This is a genomic window from Arthrobacter sp. NA-172 (genome assembly GCF_043952055.1).
Classification (GTDB): Bacteria; Actinomycetota; Actinomycetes; order Actinomycetales; family Micrococcaceae; genus Arthrobacter.
On record NZ_JBINOT010000001.1, the window covers coordinates 821,641 to 838,981 of the forward strand.

Annotated in this window: 10 protein-coding genes, 3 tRNA genes and 1 pseudogene; 8 read left to right on the forward strand and 6 right to left on the reverse strand. The window is 62.6% G+C overall.

The features are described 5' to 3' along the window. Window positions 1–108: 108 nt before the first annotated feature. From serA to ilvD, 5 genes are all read right to left on the reverse strand, one after another. A complete protein-coding gene (gene serA, locus ACF0H6_RS04140) occupies window positions 109–1,704 on the reverse strand; it encodes a phosphoglycerate dehydrogenase (protein ID WP_395248567.1) in 1,596 nt (531 codons plus the stop codon). Window positions 1,705–1,890: 186 nt separating this feature from the next. Next, complete coding sequence (gene ilvC, locus ACF0H6_RS04145; RefSeq protein ID WP_395248568.1) at window positions 1,891–2,916, reverse strand: ketol-acid reductoisomerase; 1,026 nt, start codon at window positions 2,914–2,916, stop codon at window positions 1,891–1,893. A 117-nt stretch (window positions 2,917–3,033) separates the two neighbouring features. After that, the gene (gene ilvN, locus ACF0H6_RS04150; protein ID WP_395248569.1) at window positions 3,034–3,546 is read right to left on the reverse strand and encodes an acetolactate synthase small subunit; all 513 of its coding nucleotides are present in this window, start codon (window positions 3,544–3,546) and stop codon (window positions 3,034–3,036) included. A gap of 2 nt (window positions 3,547–3,548) precedes the next feature. Continuing rightward, the gene (locus ACF0H6_RS04155) at window positions 3,549–5,450 is read right to left on the reverse strand and encodes an acetolactate synthase large subunit (protein ID WP_395248570.1); all 1,902 of its coding nucleotides are present in this window, start codon (window positions 5,448–5,450) and stop codon (window positions 3,549–3,551) included. A 332-nt stretch (window positions 5,451–5,782) separates the two neighbouring features. Then, entirely contained in the window at window positions 5,783–7,504 is a 1,722-nt protein-coding gene (gene ilvD, locus ACF0H6_RS04160; protein WP_395248571.1) for a dihydroxy-acid dehydratase, read from the reverse strand. A 245-nt stretch (window positions 7,505–7,749) separates the two neighbouring features. Between ilvD and ACF0H6_RS04165 the strand changes: the two genes are divergently transcribed. The 3 genes from ACF0H6_RS04165 to ACF0H6_RS04175 all read left to right on the forward strand — a co-directional run bounded on the left by ACF0H6_RS04165 (window position 7,750) and on the right by ACF0H6_RS04175 (window position 9,114). Continuing rightward, a complete protein-coding gene (locus ACF0H6_RS04165) occupies window positions 7,750–8,706 on the forward strand; it encodes a hypothetical protein (protein ID WP_395248572.1) in 957 nt (318 codons plus the stop codon). 187 nt (window positions 8,707–8,893) lie between these two features. Beyond that, window positions 8,894–8,969: transfer RNA gene (locus ACF0H6_RS04170), tRNA-Lys, on the forward strand. 69 nt (window positions 8,970–9,038) lie between these two features. After that, window positions 9,039–9,114: transfer RNA gene (locus ACF0H6_RS04175), tRNA-Lys, on the forward strand. Window positions 9,115–9,262: 148 nt separating this feature from the next. On the opposite strand, the gene ACF0H6_RS04180 is transcribed toward ACF0H6_RS04175, so the two are convergent. Beyond that, the gene (locus tag ACF0H6_RS04180; RefSeq protein WP_395248573.1) at window positions 9,263–9,751 is read right to left on the reverse strand and encodes a MarR family winged helix-turn-helix transcriptional regulator; all 489 of its coding nucleotides are present in this window, start codon (window positions 9,749–9,751) and stop codon (window positions 9,263–9,265) included. Between the two features lie 109 nt (window positions 9,752–9,860). Here ACF0H6_RS04180 and bcp point away from each other — a divergent pair, with 109 nt between their 5' ends. The 5 genes and pseudogenes from bcp (at window position 9,861) to ACF0H6_RS04205 (ending at window position 17,232) form a co-directional block, all read left to right on the forward strand. Further along, the gene (gene bcp / locus ACF0H6_RS04185; RefSeq protein WP_395248574.1) at window positions 9,861–10,334 is read left to right on the forward strand and encodes a thioredoxin-dependent thiol peroxidase; all 474 of its coding nucleotides are present in this window, start codon (window positions 9,861–9,863) and stop codon (window positions 10,332–10,334) included. Window positions 10,335–10,478: 144 nt separating this feature from the next. After that, a tRNA-Leu gene (locus ACF0H6_RS04190) sits at window positions 10,479–10,560 on the forward strand. Window positions 10,561–10,694: 134 nt separating this feature from the next. Then, window positions 10,695–12,362, forward strand: a complete 1,668-nt coding sequence (locus ACF0H6_RS04195) for an ABC transporter substrate-binding protein (protein WP_395248575.1) — start codon at window positions 10,695–10,697, stop codon at window positions 12,360–12,362. Window positions 12,363–12,441: 79 nt separating this feature from the next. Then, complete coding sequence (locus ACF0H6_RS04200) at window positions 12,442–13,947, forward strand: malate:quinone oxidoreductase (protein ID WP_395248576.1); 1,506 nt, start codon at window positions 12,442–12,444, stop codon at window positions 13,945–13,947. 64 nt (window positions 13,948–14,011) lie between these two features. Continuing rightward, window positions 14,012–17,232: pseudogene (locus tag ACF0H6_RS04205) on the forward strand (efflux RND transporter permease subunit). Window positions 17,233–17,341 lie beyond the last annotated feature (109 nt).

The following is a 17,341-nucleotide window of genomic DNA, read 5'->3' on the forward strand; positions in this document are numbered from 1 at the left end:
CCTGCCGCCGGATCCGAATTTCGGACCAAGCCATTGTATGCAGACCGGCCAATCATATGTGGCCGAGGTGAACTCCGGCGCACGTAGCTAGCTCAAACGGGTTCGGTCCTAATCCTCCAGGTCCACTTCACGAACCATGTCGGCACCGATGCCGGCCTTGATGGCTTCGAGGACCTGCTGCGGCACCGACGTGTCGATCGTCAGCAGCGCCAGGGCCTGGCCGCCCTCGCTCTGACGGGCCACCTGCATGCCGCCGATATTGATGTTGTTCATTCCCAGGATGTGGCCGATGGTGCCGATGACGCCCGGACGGTCAGCGTAGGAAACAACCACCAAGTGCTCGCTGATCGGGATTTCGACGTCGTAGCCGTTGACGCCCACCAGCTTCTGGACCTGCTTGGGTCCCGTGAGCGTCCCGGCCACCGAGATCTGGGAGCCGTCGCTGAGCGCACCACGGATGGTCAGGACGTTGCGGTAGTCCTCGGCCTCCGGCGTCGTGATCAGGCGGGTATTGATGCCGCGCTGCTCGGCGATGACCGGAGCGTTGACGTAGGAGACTTGCTCGGTCACGACGTCGGCGAACACGCCTTTGAGGGCCGCGAGCTCGAGGACCTTCACGTCGAGGCTGGCGATTTCGCCTGCAACCTCGACGTCGATCTGCGTCAGGGATGCGTGGGTCAGGGCGGTGAAGATACGGCCGAGCTTCTCGATCAGCGGGATTCCAGGGCGTACGTCGGAAGCGATGACACCGCCGGCAACGTTGACGGCGTCCGGCACCAGTTCGCCGGCGAGGGCGAGGCGCACGGACTTCGCCACGGAGACGCCGGCCTTTTCCTGGGCTTCATCGGTGGAGGCGCCGAGGTGCGGCGTCACGATGACGTTGTCCAGGCCGAAGAACGGGAGGTCGGTACTTGGCTCCTTGACGAAGACGTCGACGCCGGCTCCGGCGATCTGACCGTCTTCCAGGGCTTCGTGAAGGGCTTCCTCGTCAATCAGGCCACCGCGGGCGACGTTGACCACGTAGGCCGTTTCCTTCATCTTCTTGAAGGCATCGGCACCCAGCATGCCCACGGTTTCCGGGGTCTTGGGCATGTGGATGGTGATGAAGTCGGATTTCTCCAGCAGTTCGTCCAGCGTGACCAACTTGACGCCGAGCTGCGCTGCGCGAGCGGAAGTGATGTACGGGTCATAGGCAAGGATCTCGGTCTCGAAGCCCTGCAGGCGGGCGGCTACGAGCGCACCAATGCGTCCGAGGCCGATGATGCCGATCTTCTTTTCGAAGAGCTCGATGCCGGTGTACTTGGAGCGCTTCCATTCGCCGCCCTTGAGGGCGGAACTGGCCTGCGGAATGTGGCGGGCAAGGCTGAGGATGTGACCGACCGTCAGTTCGGCAGCGGACACGATGTTGGACGTCGGTGCGTTGACCACCATGACACCTGCCTGGGTGGCGGCCTTGATGTCGACGTTGTCCAGGCCGACGCCGGCGCGGGCGATGATCTTGAGGTTCTTGGCTGCGGCAATTGCCTCTGCGTCAACCTGGGTGGCTGAACGCACGAGGATGGCGTCGACGTCGACGATTGCGGAGAGCAGCTGGGAGCGGTCCGCGCCGTCGGTTTGGCGGATCTCGAAGTCCGGACCAAGGGCCTCGATCGTGGCGGGCGAAAGTTCCTCAGCGAGGAGTACTACTGGCTTGGTGCTAGTCACCGGTGACCTCTTTAGCTCTCTTTATTCAGGCGGGGTTTTGGTGAAACGATTCTTTGACGACGAAGGCCGGACCCGGTATACCGGGTCCGGCCTCCATGCCGGGCGGCTTCTTTTCGAGCCTATCCCGAACGGCGTTCTGTGTTGAATTGCTACGGCGCCTGCCGCGGCTTCAACGGGTGCCTTGGCTTAGCGGGCTACAGAGCCATCCACGTAGTCTTCGTCCTGCTGCTTCCAGGAGAACAAAGAGCGCAGTTCACGGCCAACGGCCTCGATCGGGTGCTGCTCGCCCTTGGCACGCAGCTCCTTGAACTCGGCGCCGCCGTTGTCCTGGTCTTCGATGAAGCGCTTCGCGAAGGCACCGGACTGGATGTCGGCGAGAACGCCGGCCATGTTCTCCTTGACGCGGGGGTCGATGACGCGCGGGCCGGAGACGTAGTCGCCGTACTCTGCGGTGTCGGAAACGCTCCAGCGCTGCTTGGCGATGCCGCCTTCCCACATGAGGTCAACGATCAGCTTGAGCTCGTGGAGCACCTCGAAGTAGGCGATCTGCGGCTGGTAGCCGGCCTCGGTCAGGGTCTCGAAGCCGTACTGGACCAGCTGGGAGACGCCGCCGCACAGCACAGCCTGCTCGCCGAAGAGGTCGGTTTCGGTCTCTTCGGTGAAGGTGGTCTTGATGACGCCGGCGCGGGTGCCGCCGATTGCCTTCGCGTAGGACTTGGCCAGGTCCCAAGCAGCGCCGGAAGCGTCCTGCTCAACGGCAATGATGTCCGGGATGCCACGGCCGGCTTCGAACTCGCGGCGCACGGTGTGGCCCGGAGCCTTCGGTGCGATCAGGATGACGTCAACACCTTCGGGCGCTTCGATGTAGCCGAAACGGATGTTGAAGCCGTGGGCGAAGGCAAGCGCCTTGCCCGCGGTCAGCTTGTCCTTGATGGAGTCGTTGTAGATCGCGCGCTGGTGCTGGTCCGGCGCCAGGATCATGATGACGTCGGCCCATTCGGCGGCGTCGGCAACGTTCTTGACCGTGAAGCCTGCGTCTTCGGCCTTGGCGATCGACTTGGAGCCCTCCTTGAGGGCAATGACAACCTCGACGCCGGAATCACGAAGGTTCAGCGCGTGGGCGTGGCCCTGGGAACCGTAGCCGACAATGGCAACCTTGCGACCCTGGATGATCGACAGGTCTGCGTCGTCGTCGTAGAACATTTCAGTCACTTGCGTAACTCCTCTTGAGTGGTTTGTAGATATTGTCTGTGGTTCGGTATCGGGCTGCTGCGCAGTGCCTAAGACGGTGTCAAAGACGGTGTCTTACTCTGTGTCTTACGCAGTGTCTTAAGCGCTGCGTAGAGCCCTGTCACTCATGGAGCGGGATCCCCGCCCAACGGCCAAGGTGCCGGACTGCACTATTTCGCGGATGCCGAACGGCTCGAGCACTGAGAGCAGTGCCGCGAGCTTTTCCGGGGTACCAGTCGCCTCAATGACCACCGAGTCTGTGGAAACGTCAACCACTGAGGCACGGAACAAGTCTGCAGCTTGGGTGACCTGCAGGCGTGTCGCGGCATCCGCACGTACCTTGACCAGGATGTGGTCACGCTGCACGGAAGATTCTGAGGTCAGCTCGACAATCTTGATCACGTTGATCAGTTTGTTGAGCTGCTTGGTGACCTGTTCGATGAGGTCGCCATCGGCGTCGACGACGACGGTCATCCGGGAAACCCCGTGGACCTCCGTGGGGCCGACCGCGAGGGAGTTGATGTTGAAGGCGCGCCGGGCAAAGAGGCTGGCAACGCGGGTCAACACGCCGGGCTTGTCTTCGACCAGAACGGACAGTGTGTGGCGGCTCATGGCTAGTCCTCCTCTTCCCAATCCGGGGTCATATTGCGGGCAACCTGGATCTGGTCATTGGAGACCCCCGAGGGGACCATCGGCCACACCATGGAGTTCGGACTGACCACGAAGTCGATGACCACGGGGCGGTCATTGATTTCCAGGGCCTTCTGGATGGTGGCATCGATGTCCTCGTCCCGCTCGCAGCGGAACGCGGCGCAGCCGTAGGCATCTGCCAGCTTGACGAAGTCCGGGATGCGGACGGTGTCGTGGCCGGTGTTCAAATCGGTATTCGAGTAGCGGCCTTCGTAGAACAGGGTCTGCCACTGGCGCACCATGCCCAGCGAAGAGTTGTTGATGATGGCAACCTTGATGGGAATCTTGTTGATGGCGCAGGTGGCCAACTCCTGGTTGGTCATCTGGAAGCAACCATCGCCGTCGATCGCCCAGACCACACGGTCCGGTTCGCCGACTTTGGCGCCCATGGCTGCCGGCACGGCATAACCCATGGTGCCGGCGCCGCCGGAGTTCAGCCAGGCATGGGGACGCTCGTACTTGATGAACTGAGAGGCCCACATCTGGTGCTGGCCGACGCCCGCGACATAGATGCCTTCCGGACCCGTCAGCGCACCGATGCGTTCAATGACCCGTTGGGGGGCACTGAGTCCGTCCTCAGGTTCCGTCCAACCCAGGGGGTAGGTGTCGCGGAGGTTGCCCAGGAACGCCCACCAGCTGGCCAAGTCCGGGGTGCCGGACAGTTCGAACGCTGTCCTGACTGCCTCACTCAGCTCCGGAATGATCTCCTTCACGGATCCCACGATCGGAACGTCCGCCACGCGGTTCTTGGAAATTTCCGCGGGATCGATGTCCGCGTGAATGATCTTTGCATGCGGAGCGAAGGTGCTCAAGACGCCCGTCACCCGGTCGTCGAAGCGGGCGCCCAGGGTGATCAACAGATCGGACTGTTGCAGTGCGGTGACCGCGGAGACCGTGCCGTGCATGCCTGGCATGCCGACGTGCAAGGGGTGCGAATCCGGGAAGGCACCACGGGCCATGAGCGTCGTCACCACAGGTGCGCCGGTCAGCTCTGCGAGTTCGCGAAGCTCGGCCGAAGCATGCGCTTTGACGACGCCGCCGCCTACATACAGCACAGGCTTGCTTGCCGCGGCGATCAGCCGGGCCGCTTCCCGTACCTGCTTGTTGTGGCCGCGGACCACCGGACGGTAGCCCGGCAGATCGATCTTTGGCGGCCAGGAGAAGGTCATGGTGCCCTGCTGGGCGTTCTTGGCGATGTCCACGAGGACCGGACCGGGACGTCCGGTGCTGGCAAGGTGGAACGCCTCGGCCATGACATGCGGAATGTCGTTGGGATCGGTCACCAGGAAAGAGTGCTTGGTGATCGGCATGGTGATGCCGACGATGTCTGCTTCCTGGAACGCATCAGTGCCGATCACGGAAGCCGACACCTGGCCGGTGATGGCCACGAGCGGCACGGAGTCCATGTGGGCATCCATGATGGGGGTAACGAGGTTGGTGGCACCGGGGCCCGAGGTGGCGATGCACACGCCAACCCGTCCGGTAACCATGGCGTAGCCTTGGGCTGCGTGGCCGGCTCCCTGTTCGTGACGGACCAGGACGTGATTCATCTTGGAGGCCATCAAAGGGTCATAGGTGGGGAGGATCGCGCCACCGGGCAAACCAAAAATATCGTCGACGCCGAGTTCTTCGAGCGAGCGGACAATAGCTTCCGAGCCTGTCATCACCGTTGGGGGTACAACGTTGTTGGGCCCGAGTACAGGAGAGAGAGTTGCAGCATTGTCGACGACGGTGTCAGCCGGACGGTCGACCTTTTCCGGAGCCTTGGGGGCTCCAGCGGACTTTGCAGCCATCAGCGAGGGGCTGATCGGCGATCCTTTGCTCATCGGACTCTTCCTTTGGGGATCTTCAATTAGTGAGTTACTGCTGGGGTACTGCGGTCCCACGGGTTCTTGCTTGGTGCGCTTTCTCCCGGGGGAAATAAAAAAACCCCTCAGCCTTGCGGCTCTTCGAGGGGTTGCGCGTGACGGTTCGTTACCAGTCGGGCTAGGAGGCCACGCGCTTGGTAAGTACGACAGTGCCAACGTTGGCGCCGACTGTAACGAATGCGATCATGCGTTCAGTGTTCCCTCTTTGTGAGATGAGTGTCAACGCCAAGAGGCGTCATCTCACTATGTGGACCTCTTTGTCCGCGGATTGGTACTCCCCCGCTCCGGCATCACCCGCAGTAGGCCCCGGTGGAGGCGCTGTGCACGAGCTTGGCGTACTTGGCGAGGACACCCTTGGTGAACTTGGCCGGGAGGGGCTCCCAACCGATCTTGCGGGACTCGAGCTCGGCTTCATCCACCAGGAGGTCGAACGAGCGGGCGCCAATGTCCACACGGATCTTGTCGCCGTCCTTGACGAACGCGATGGGACCGCCGTCGACGGCTTCAGGCGCGACGTGGCCGATGCACAGCCCCGTGGTGCCGCCGGAGAAACGGCCATCGGTCAACAGGAGCACGTCTTTGCCCAGCCCCGCGCCCTTGATGGCGCCGGTGATGGCGAGCATCTCACGCATGCCCGGGCCGCCCTTGGGACCTTCATACCGGATCACGACGACGTCCCCCGCCTTGATCTCACCCTGGTCCAGCGCGTCGAGGGCGCCTTGTTCCCGTTCGAACACGCGGGCGGTTCCTTCGAAGACATCGGCGTCGAAGCCGGCACTCTTGACCACCGCACCTTCCGGCGCCATGGAACCGTGCAGGATGGTAATGCCGCCGGTCTTGTGGATCGGGTTGTCCAGGGCGCGCAGGATCTTGCCGTCGAGGTCCGGCGGGTTGATGGCGGCAAGGTTCTCGGCAAGGGTCTTGCCGGTGACGGTCAGGCAGTCGCCGTGCAGCAGGCCGGCGTCGAGAAGTGCCTTCATGATGACCGGCACGCCCCCGATCCTGTCGACGTCGGTCATGACATAGCGGCCGAAGGGCTTGAGGTCACCCAGGTGCGGGATCTTGTCGCCGATGCGGTTGAAGTCGTCCAGGGTCAGTTCCACCTCGGCTTCGCGGGCAATCGCGAGCAGGTGCAGGACGGCGTTCGTGGAACCGCCAAAGGCCATGGTGACGGCGATGGCGTTCTCGAACGCCTTTTTGGTCATGATGTCGCGGGCGGTGATGCCGAGGCGGAGCAGGTTGACCACTGCCTCGCCGGACTTGCGGGCAAAGTCATCACGACGGCGGTCTGCCGACGGCGGGGCGGCCGAGCCCGGCAGGGACATGCCCAGCGCTTCGCCGATGCACGCCATGGTGTTGGCCGTGTACATACCGCCGCAAGCGCCTTCACCCGGGCAGATAGCCCTTTCGATGCGGTCCAGGTCCCCGCGGCTCATCTTGCCGGCGGCGCATGCTCCCACGGCTTCGAAAGCGTCGATGAGGGTGACTTCCTTTTCCGAGCCATCCTCGAGCTTGACCCAGCCTGGCATGATCGAACCGGCATAAAGGAAAACGCTCGCGAGATCCAGGCGGGCAGCCGCCATGAGCATGCCCGGAAGCGACTTGTCGCAGCCGGCCAGCAAAACCGAGCCGTCGATGCGCTCGGCCTGCATGACAGTTTCCACGGAGTCGGCAATGACTTCACGGGAAACCAGGGAAAAATGCATGCCCTCGTGGCCCATGGAAATGCCGTCCGACACGGAGATGGTGCCGAACTGCATGGGGAACCCGCCGCCGGCGTGCACGCCTTCCTTGGCGCCCTGGGCGAGCCGGTTCAACGAGAGGTTGCAGGGCGTAATTTCGTTCCACGAGCTCGCGACGCCGATCTGGGGCTTGGCGAAGTCATCATCGCCCATGCCTACGGCCCGGAACATGCCTCGCGCTGGGGCAGCATGGATGCCGTCCGTGACGACCCGGCTGCGCGGCTTGATGTCCGGCTGGTTGTCTGTGGCAAGGGGAGTGTGGTCGCTCATGGGCACGAGTCTATGACTCCAGAGCTGTGGCCAACGAACACTCTTGGTGGGTTAAGGCAAATTCTGGTCTATTTCATTCAATATTTCATTTCAGATAATGGACGGCCGTCTCAATATATGAGACTCAGCCGGAACGGCCCCTCATAGGCCCGCCTCGAATCGATTGACTAATCTAGACAGCCCCGTGACACGGACGTAACGTCAAATCACGAACAACTGTGCCACTCGAACAGAAGGGCTCCTCCATGGATTGGTTGATCTGGGTCATCGTCATTGTGTTGATCGTCGCAATTGTCTGGTGGCTCATGAGCCGCAACAGCTCCAAATCTTCCGCGGGCAGCATGACTCCATCCTCTCCGTCGCAAAGTGCCTCGTCTCCTCAGATAGACACGACGGCCGCCGCTTTGACAGGCTCCGCCCCTTTGCTCGCCGCAGCGGCGACCGCCGAACAAGATGTATCCGCGACGCACGCAGCCGTACCGGAACCCGCGCCGGAACCCACGCCCGACCCCGCCTTGGAGTCCACGGCGGAGCCGGTGCTCGATGAACCCACCCTCGAGGAACCTCTGCTGGACGAAAACACCGTTTCCGCAGCCACAGGAAGCGCGGCACCCGAACCGGAACTCCAAGGCGGCGTGACAGCCGATGACGTGACGGCGGCCGACGTCGGACCTTCCACTCCCCTCGTGGGCGGCGGTCCGGAACTACCCACCCCCGAACAACTCGCTGACAGCGCCGAGTGGGAAGCAACCTGGAGCGAGGGCGGCGCGCAAGCGGCCGCCGTCGCACCGGCCCACCACCATGAGTACACGGACACGCATGCGCCGACACTCCCCGGCGCGGAATCCGCCGCGGCGGAGGGAGCCGAATCCGCTCCGGACGGTGCGCAAGAAGACTGGACGACGGCTCCCGACGTCGTTGCGGCGCCCACGGCGGTGGACAGCCCGTCCCCAGAGGCCGCTGACGCAACGCCGCTTGGCGGGCATCTCGCCGCCGAGCAGCCGTACGGCGACGGCTCCGCGGCGGCTGCGGCTGACGGGAGCGGACCTGATGGCTACACCGTCAAGGGCAATGCGGACACCATGATCTATCACGATGAAGACAGCCCGTCCTATGAGGACGTCAGAGCCGAGGTCTGGTTTGCGTCGAGTGCCCACGCTGAGGCCGCAGGCTTCAGGCCGCCCCGCAGGGACCGGCGCTGAGGCCGCAGGCCGCACCCGGCACTGCGCTGATACGACCGTCGACGGCGGAGCTCCCCGAGCCTCAACGATGGCTGGCCGGACCGAGTCCGGGTCGATTTCACACTTCGGCAAGTGTCGTGTAGAGTTACATGTCGTTGCGGAGATCAATGGGGGAAGAAAAGCCCTCAGCTGATCGAAATCGACAAATGCACCTCTAGCTCAATTGGCAGAGCAATTGACTCTTAATCAATGGGTTCCGGGTTCAAGTCCCGGGGGGTGCACCAAGGGAAGGGCCCTTGAGCGGCAGTAGCCGTTCAAGGGTTATTTCTTTGCATTGTGAGAAAAAAATAATTGCACCTCTAGCTCAATTGGCAGAGCAATTGACTCTTAATCAATGGGTTCCGGGTTCAAGTCCCGGGGGGTGCACCAAGGGAAAGATCCTTGGATGGCTGAAACGCTGTCCAGGGATCTTTTTTGTTTCCGGCGCGCCCCGGGAACCGGGCCGCCCTCCGGAACCGCTTGCCCCCGGGAAACGCTTGCCCCTCCCCGGCCGAACGATGGGCGACTGAGCCGGAGATTAGCTGTGGGCTTCGCCCTGAGACGCGCCCGGATCGCTTGCGGCCACAATCTCGCTAACGGCGGCAGAGGAAGTATTGTTGGCCAGTTCCCGCACCAAGGCTTGAAGCTCCCGCCGCAGTTTGGCGGTATCCACGGGAACGGGGTCAAGCACTTCCCCTTCCAATTGCGTGGCGAGGCCGAGAGTGTGGACTCCCGCTTCGGTCAGGCTGACCACCTGGCTTCGGCGATCGGAAATGCTGCGCGTACGGCTGACATGGCCGTGGGCCTCCAGCCTGGCGAGCGTCTTACCCATGGTTTGCGCCTGGACCCGAACAGTCTGGGCGAGCATCGACTGGGTGGTGGGACCTTTGACAGCAAGTACTTCCATGACAATGACACCGGCGTGGGTCAGGCCCATTCCGCGCAATTTCTCGTTCCAGGCGTGCTCCACGAGACGCGCCGCAGTGGAGAGCAGGCGCCCGGTGGGCCACCGTTCCATATCAGGCATAGGGGTCAGTATATCGGTCACATTGTGCAGATGTGCACCGGGGTCAATTCGTGAACCGAACGGCTCATCACTAAGCTCAGTGGTCGTTAGCGAAAGCAAGGAGCACATCATGGCTGAACGACTCATTCCAGGCGACACTGCGCCCGATTTCACCCTCAAGGACCACACTGGCCGGGAGGTCAGCCTGGCTTTCTACCGTGGCCGCAAGACGGTCATCTATTTCTACCCAGCGGCGTCCACCCCTGCATGCGCCAAGCAAGCCTGCGATTTCCGAGATTCCCTCGCGACCCTGCAGGCTGCAGGCTACGAGGTCCTTGGCGTCTCCCCCGACACGGTCAAGGACCTCGAGAAGTTTGTGGCCGAGGAATCGCTGACGTTCCCTCTGCTGTCCGACGAAGGACACCAGGTAGCTGACGCCTATGCGGCATGGGGCGAAAAGAAGAACTACGGACGCACCTACCAGGGACTGGTCAGATCGACGATCGTGGTCGACCCCGACGGCAAGGTAGCCGTGGCCCAGTACAACGTGCGGGCCACCGGACATGTCGCCAAGCTCCGCAGGGATCTCAAACTCGACAAGTAGCCGCACCGAGTAGCCGCACCCAGCGTCCGCTGAAACGGCCCACACAAAACCGCGGGTACAATAGAGGGCGGTATATGCCCGGACCCAGGACCCGAACGAGGAATCGAACCAGCTCCTCTGGATCCCGGCCCAGGTACCGCACCAGCGCGAGTGGTGAAATTGGCAGACACGCAGGATTTAGGTTCCTGTGCCTTCGGGCGTGGGGGTTCAAGTCCCCCCTTGCGCACATGTCGGAAGTGCCCCGGTCCCTTGACCGGGGCACTTCCCGTTTTCAGCCAGGACTCAGGGCCCTGAACTAGACTGGACTGCGGTCCGGCTGCCACGGGCCCCAGCCCGTCCAACTGCCTTGAGGGGACAAGAGTGGTAAGCAGCAAGCTTCGCCGAGTCACGCTACACATCGGCGCAGGCCTCCTGGCCATGGCCTTGACCTCGTGCACGGTATCTCCGGGACCGGCACCTTCAACGTCGTCCGCAGGCGACGCTGCGGCGGAGCCTAGCAAGACCTTCAACTTCGGCACACCGTCCATGCCCCTTGGACTCGATCCCGCCCTGACGAACGATTCCGAGTCGTACCGCATCACCCGGCAGGTGATGGAGGGCCTCGTGGGAGTCGATCCCTCCACCGGCCAACCAACACCGTTGCTGGCCACATCCTGGTCCCAAGGGAACGACGGGCTCAGCTACGACTTCACCCTTCGGTCAAAAGTCACTTTCCAGGATGGAACCACCTTTGACGCCGCGGCTGTCTGCAGCAACTTCAACCGCTGGTTCAATTTCCCGGCAACCCTGCGCCAGCAGGTGCCCGGCATTCCCTTCAGGAGCGTCTTCAAGTCCTTCTCGGACGAGGCTGCGCTTTCTCTCTTCAAAAGCTGCAAGGTCATCTCTGCCGACCATGTCGAGATCAATCTGACCAAGCCCTTCACCGGATTCCTCCAAGCCTTGACGCTGCCGGCTTTCGCTATGTCTTCGCCGAAAGCGATGGCCGAACGCAACGCCAACGTGCTGGACCAGAAACTGGCAGGGCAGCCGGCATCCGCCTACGCCTCCCACCCCGTGGGCACCGGACCTTACGTCTTCTCGTCGTGGGCACCGGACCGGATCACCCTCACGAGCTACAAGGGTTACTGGGGCAATCGTGGACAAATAGCCACCGTGAACTTCATACCCTTTGACTATCCGCAAGCCCGCGTTCAAGCCCTCCTTGCGGGCACGATCGACGGCTATGACCTCGTCACCGCCGGCACCTTCGACCAACTGGTGAAGAAGGGCATGCAAATCGTCCAGCGGGATCCGTTCTCCGTGATGTATCTGGGCATCAACGAATCTTCGGGGCCCCTGCAGAAGCTCGAGGTCCGCCAGGCAATCGAAATGGCGATCGACAAAGACACCATCATCCACAAGTTCTTCATCGACAACACCTCACCGGCATCCCAGTTCGTTCCGCCCAAGCTGAGCGGATTCAACAACAATGCTCCGTCGCTGGGATATGACCCGGACAAGGCCAAGCAGCTCCTCGCGAAGGGCGGGTACAAGGGCGAAGAAATCAAGTTCTACTACCCCCTCAACGTCACACGGGCCTATATGCCTACCCCGGAAAAGATCTACGCGGAGATCAGCGCGGAACTGACGGCCATCGGGCTCAACGTCAAACCGGTGCCCGTGAACTGGGACGACGGTTACCTCCAGAAGGTCCAGTCTCCCGGCGACCACGGACTCCACTTGCTGGGCTGGAATGGCGCCTACTCCGACCCGGACAACTTCGTCGGAACCCTTTTTGGTGAGAACAACGGCGAGTTCGGCTACAGCGATCCGCAGGTATTCTCAAAAATCGACCGGGCCCGGGGCCTTCCCGAGGGCTCTGACCGGAACTCCCAGTACCAAACCATCAATGCCCAAATCGCTGCGACCGTTCCGGCGGTCCCCATTGCCTTCCCCATCTCGGCTTTGGCCCTTTCCGACCGCGTTGAGAAGTACCCTGCTTCGCCGGTCTTAAACGAAGTTTTTACAAACGTTCGCCTGAAGTCTTGACGGCCCGGCGCAATTTCAGTTATGTGGCTACGCGGGGATATTCTGTGACAGCCAGTGCCGCCGCTATCGGAGATTGATCGTGACCTTCATTTCCAAGACAAACCACGCTGACGTCGTCCTTATTGGGGGCGGGATCATGAGCGCAACCCTGGGTGCGTTCATCAAGCAACTCGAACCCAACTGGACCATCTCCCTCTTCGAGCGACTCGACGAAGCCGGCCTTGAAAGCTCCGGGCCGTGGAACAACGCCGGAACCGGACACGCAGCCCTCTGTGAGCTTAATTACTCCCCCGCGGCGAAAGACGGATCGGTCGACCCGTCCAAGGCCCTGCACATCAACGAGCAATTCCAGCTTTCCCGGCAGTTCTGGTCCCATTTGGTGGACAACAAGCTGATCGGCTCCCCCAAGGGATTCATCAACACCGTTCCGCACATGAGCTTCGTCATCGGCGACAAGCACGCGGACTTCCTCAAGAACCGCTACGAGGCGCTCAAACCCAACACGCTCTTCCGCAGCATGGAATACACGGAAGACCAGGCACAGATCGCCAAGTGGGCGCCGCTGATCGTCAAGGGCCGCGACGCGAAGCAGCGCGTTGCAGCCACCCGCGCAGCGGAAGGCACCGACGTCGACTTCGGCGCGCTGACCCGTGAGCTGACCGGCTACCTCGCCAACAACGGCGTTGAAGTCAACTACGGCCACAACGTCACCAATGTCCGCAAAGCGTCCGACGGCGGCTGGGACCTTTCGATCAAGCACCCCGCTTCCGGCGAACACGGCCAGATCCACGCAAAGTTCGTGTTTGTCGGTGCCGGCGGTGGAGCACTCCACCTGCTGCAGGCATCCGGCATTCCGGAGAGCAAGGGCTACGGCGGTTTCCCGGTCTCGGGCCAGTTCTTCCGCTGCACCGACGAGGCCATCGCCGGCCAGCACAGTGCCAAGGTGTATGGTCAGGCTTCCGTGGGCGCCCCGCCCATGTCCGTGCCCCACCTGGATACCCGCTACGTCAATGGCAAGCGTTCCCTGCTTTTCGGTCCGTACGCCGGTTTCTCCACCAACTTCCTCAAGACCAGCAGCTATCTTGACCTGCCGCTGTCCATCCGCCCGGGAAACATCATCCCGATGCTGGCCGTGGCCAAGGACAACATGGACCTGACGGCCTACTTGATCAAGGAAGTGGCCAAGCGCCACGATGCCAAGGTGGAGTCCCTCCGCGAGTACTACCCCCAGGCTGAGGGTGGAAACTGGGAGCTCATCACCGCCGGCCAGCGTGTGCAGATCATCAAGAAGGACTCCAAGAAGGGCGGCGTGCTGCAGTTCGGCACCGAAGTCATCACTGCTCGCGACGGCTCCATCGGCGCACTGCTCGGCGCCTCCCCCGGTGCGTCCACCGCTGTTCCCATCATGATCGAGATGCTGCAGCGCTCCTTCCCGAAGAACTTCAAGGGCTGGCAATCCAAGCTCAAGGAAATGATGCCCGGCTACGGCGTCAAGCTGAACGACAATGCGGAACTCGCCGCCGAGCTGGAAGCAAGCACGTCCCGTTCGCTCCAACTTGACGCCGCGGAAGCCATCCAGCACTAGCAACAATCCTGGCTGCGGCCGGTTCCCGACACGAAACAGACCGTAGACCCCAGGAGACAACCCAATGTTCCGTCTGGCTAGGCTTTCACTCGGGAACAGGGCACTGATCGCGCTGATCACCGTTTTCGCGGCGGTGTTCGGCGTGATCACCATGTCTTCCCTCAAGCAGGAACTCATCCCCTCGATCGAGTTTCCGCAGATTTCAGTGATTACCTCAATGCCGGGCGCGTCCCCCGACGTCGTCGACAAACAACTGAGCCGTCCCCTCGAAACAGCATTGAACAGCGTCGAGGGGCTGGAATCGACCACCTCGACATCGCGCAACGGCGTCTCGCAGATCACCATGGCGTTCACGTACGGATCCAACCTGGACCGCGCGCGCAATCAGATCGATCGCGCCATTTCCAACGCCAAGCGGGTGCTGCCGGCCAACGTCGATCCCCAGTCCTTCGCCGGCAGCATCAGCGACTTCCCCATCGTGTACCTGGCAGTGTCTTCCGACAAGCCGTTAAGTGAACTGAACACGGACCTGCAGCGCCTGAGCGTTCCCCGCCTCCAGAAGCTGGACGGGGTCCGTAGCGCTGACGTCACGGGCGGCGCCACCCAGCACATCCTGATCCAGCCCAAAGCCCCGGCCATGGCTGCCAGCGGCGCCACAGTCCAGTCGCTCACGAATGCCCTCAAGAACAACGGAACCCTGGTCCCGGCGGGAACCATCGAGGACCAAGGCAAGACGCTCTCCCTGCAGATCGGCAGCCCGGTGGACTCCCTGGATGTCATCAAGGGCCTGCCCCTCACCGGGGCCAAGGGTGGGACGACGATCGGCACGGTTGCCGATGTGAGTATCCAGGACGACGCCGCGACGTCGATCACCCGCACTAACGGAAAGCCGACCCTGGCCCTGTCCGTCACGAAGAAGCCCGACGGCGATACCGTTGCCATTTCGCACGCCGTCAAGGATTCCATTGCCCAGATGGAGGCCGAACTCGGCTCCAACGCGCATTTCACCCCGGTGTTCGATCAGGCCCCCTACATCGAAAAATCCATCAAGGACCTCACCACCGAAGGGCTCCTTGGACTCGGTTTCGCCGTGGCGGTGATCCTTGTATTCCTGATGTCCGTCCGGTCCACCCTGGTGACGGCAGTATCCATTCCGTTGTCGCTCCTGATCACGTTCATCGGAATATCGGCAACCCACTATTCACTCAACATCCTCACCCTCGGCGCGTTGACCATTGCGATCGGCCGCGTAGTGGACGACTCGATCGTGGTGATCGAGAACATCAAGCGCCACCTGAGCTACGGCGAAGACAAACTCGCGGCCATCCTCAATTCCATCCGGGAAGTCGCCGGGGCCATTACGGCGTCCACCCTGACCACCGTTGCCGTCTTCCTGCCGATCGCGTTCGTGGGCAATCTGGCGGGCGAACTGTTCCGGCCTTTCGCCCTCACGGTAACCATCGCGCTGTTGTCCTCGTTGCTGGTGTCCCTCACCATCGTTCCCGTGCTGGCCTATTGGTTCCTCAAGTCGCCGTCTGGGGCGGGTGCCGCGGACGCCCGGGAAGCGGCGCGCGCCCTTGCCGCGGCGCATGAGGCGGAACAACGCAGCTGGCTGCAGCGCGGCTATCTGCCGGTCCTGGCCAAAACACAACAACACCCGGTCCTGACCATCGTCGCGGCAGTTCTGGTGCTGGGCGGCACGGCGGCCATGTCGCCTCTGCTTGCCACGGACTTGCTGGGCAATTCCGGCCAAAACAGCATGACTGTACGCCAGGTCCTTCCTGCGGGTACCAGCCTGCAACAGACCGGTGCCGCTGCCGCTCAGGTGGAATCAGTCCTCCGCGGGATAGATGGCATCAAGGACGTCCAGGTGACGTCGGGCAATGCCCGGACGGGTTTCGCGGCCCTCAGCTCGAACGGCGCGTCGAACTCGTCGTTCACAGTGGTCACCGACGACAAGGCTGACCAGGGAAACTGCAGGACACGGTCCGGTCCCGGCTCGCTGGCGCTTCGGCGGCCGGGAAAGTCACGGTTGGTGCGCAGCAGGGTGGCCTGGGCACGTCTTCCAGCGTGGACATCACCATCAACGCCGCCAACTCAGCTGACCTCAAGTCCGCCAGCGACGCCGTGGCGAAGGCCATGGACGGCGTGCCCGGCAGTTCCGAGGTAGCCACCAACCTGGACGCCAGCCAGTCCGTGGTCCAGGTAAAAGTTGATCGAGCGAAGGCCGTCGCGGCCGGGCTGAACGAGGAACAAGTCGGCGCCGTCCTGGCCGCCACAGTCAGCCCGGTTCCGGCCGGCACGGTCCGGATCGACACCACGGATTTCCCGGTACAGATCGGTGAAGGCACGCATTTCACCAGCATTGCCGACGTCAAAGCCATCACCCTCCCGACGGCGGCTGGGCCCGTTACGCTGTCCAGCATTGCTTCAGTTGAGCAGGTGGACACCCCGGTTTCCATCACCAGCAGCAACGGCCAGCGAAGCGCGAAGGTGACGGTCACGCCGTCGGGCTCCAACCTTGGCGCCGTCAGTACGGCAGTCAGCGACCGGCTGGCCTCTGTGCAGCTGCCGGCAGGCGTTACCGCCACGATCGGCGGCGCCACGACCCAGCAGGCGGACTCCTTCCGCCAGCTCGGCCTCGCGCTCCTGGCCGCCGTCGCGATTGTCTACGTGATCATGGTGGCCGCGTTCAAATCCCTCATCCAGCCCCTCATCCTGCTGGTGTCCGTGCCGTTTGCCGCCACGGGCGCCATCGCGTTGCTCCTGGCCACGGGCGTCCCGCTTGGACTGCCCTCACTGATCGGCATGTTGATGTTGGTGGGAATCGTGGTCACTAATGCGATCGTGCTGATCGACCTCATCAACCAGTACCGCAAGCCACACGATGGCAGCCCCGGAATGAGCGTGGCCGATGCGATTACCCATGGTGCCCGGCGGCGGTTGCGGCCCATCCTGATGACCGCCCTCGCCACCGTTTTCGCCCTCACGCCCATGGCCCTGGGTATCACGGGAGGCGGCGGGTTCATATCCCGGCCGCTGGCGATCGTGGTGATCGGTGGACTGGTTTCGTCCACGGCGCTGACCCTGGTTTTGGTGCCGGTCCTCTACAAACTGGTCGAAGGCCGGCGCGAGAAGAAGGCACTGCTCAAGGTACTGGCACAACGCCCCGATGTCGTCAAGGACGGCACCGCCGGCCACGGCGATGCCGACCCCCTGGACTGGACCACGGGAATGATCCCCAGGGTCACCGGCCGTCGAGCCGCTCCGGGCCCCGCCGAGTAGGCAGCACACCGGGAACAAAATGGTGCCGAGCCCTGTTACAGACGTCGATACATGCAAATGCATCTATCTTGCGGTAGACTGTTGGAAGCGCTCGAACACCAATCGGGCA

What these genes read in the sequence shown, in the direction of transcription:
- ilvD (WP_395248571.1), bottom strand. Translation starts at nt 7,504, where the DNA reads ATGAGCGACCACACTCCCCTTGCCACAGACAACCAGCCGGACATCAAG.
- bcp (WP_395248574.1), top strand. Translation starts at nt 9,861, where the DNA reads ATGGCTGAACGACTCATTCCAGGCGACACTGCGCCCGATTTCACCCTC.
- ACF0H6_RS04165 (WP_395248572.1), top strand. Translation starts at nt 7,750, where the DNA reads ATGGATTGGTTGATCTGGGTCATCGTCATTGTGTTGATCGTCGCAATT.
- ACF0H6_RS04155 (WP_395248570.1), bottom strand. Translation starts at nt 5,450, where the DNA reads ATGAGCAAAGGATCGCCGATCAGCCCCTCGCTGATGGCTGCAAAGTCC.
- ilvN (WP_395248569.1), bottom strand. Translation starts at nt 3,546, where the DNA reads ATGAGCCGCCACACACTGTCCGTTCTGGTCGAAGACAAGCCCGGCGTG.
- ACF0H6_RS04180 (WP_395248573.1), bottom strand. Translation starts at nt 9,751, where the DNA reads ATGCCTGATATGGAACGGTGGCCCACCGGGCGCCTGCTCTCCACTGCG.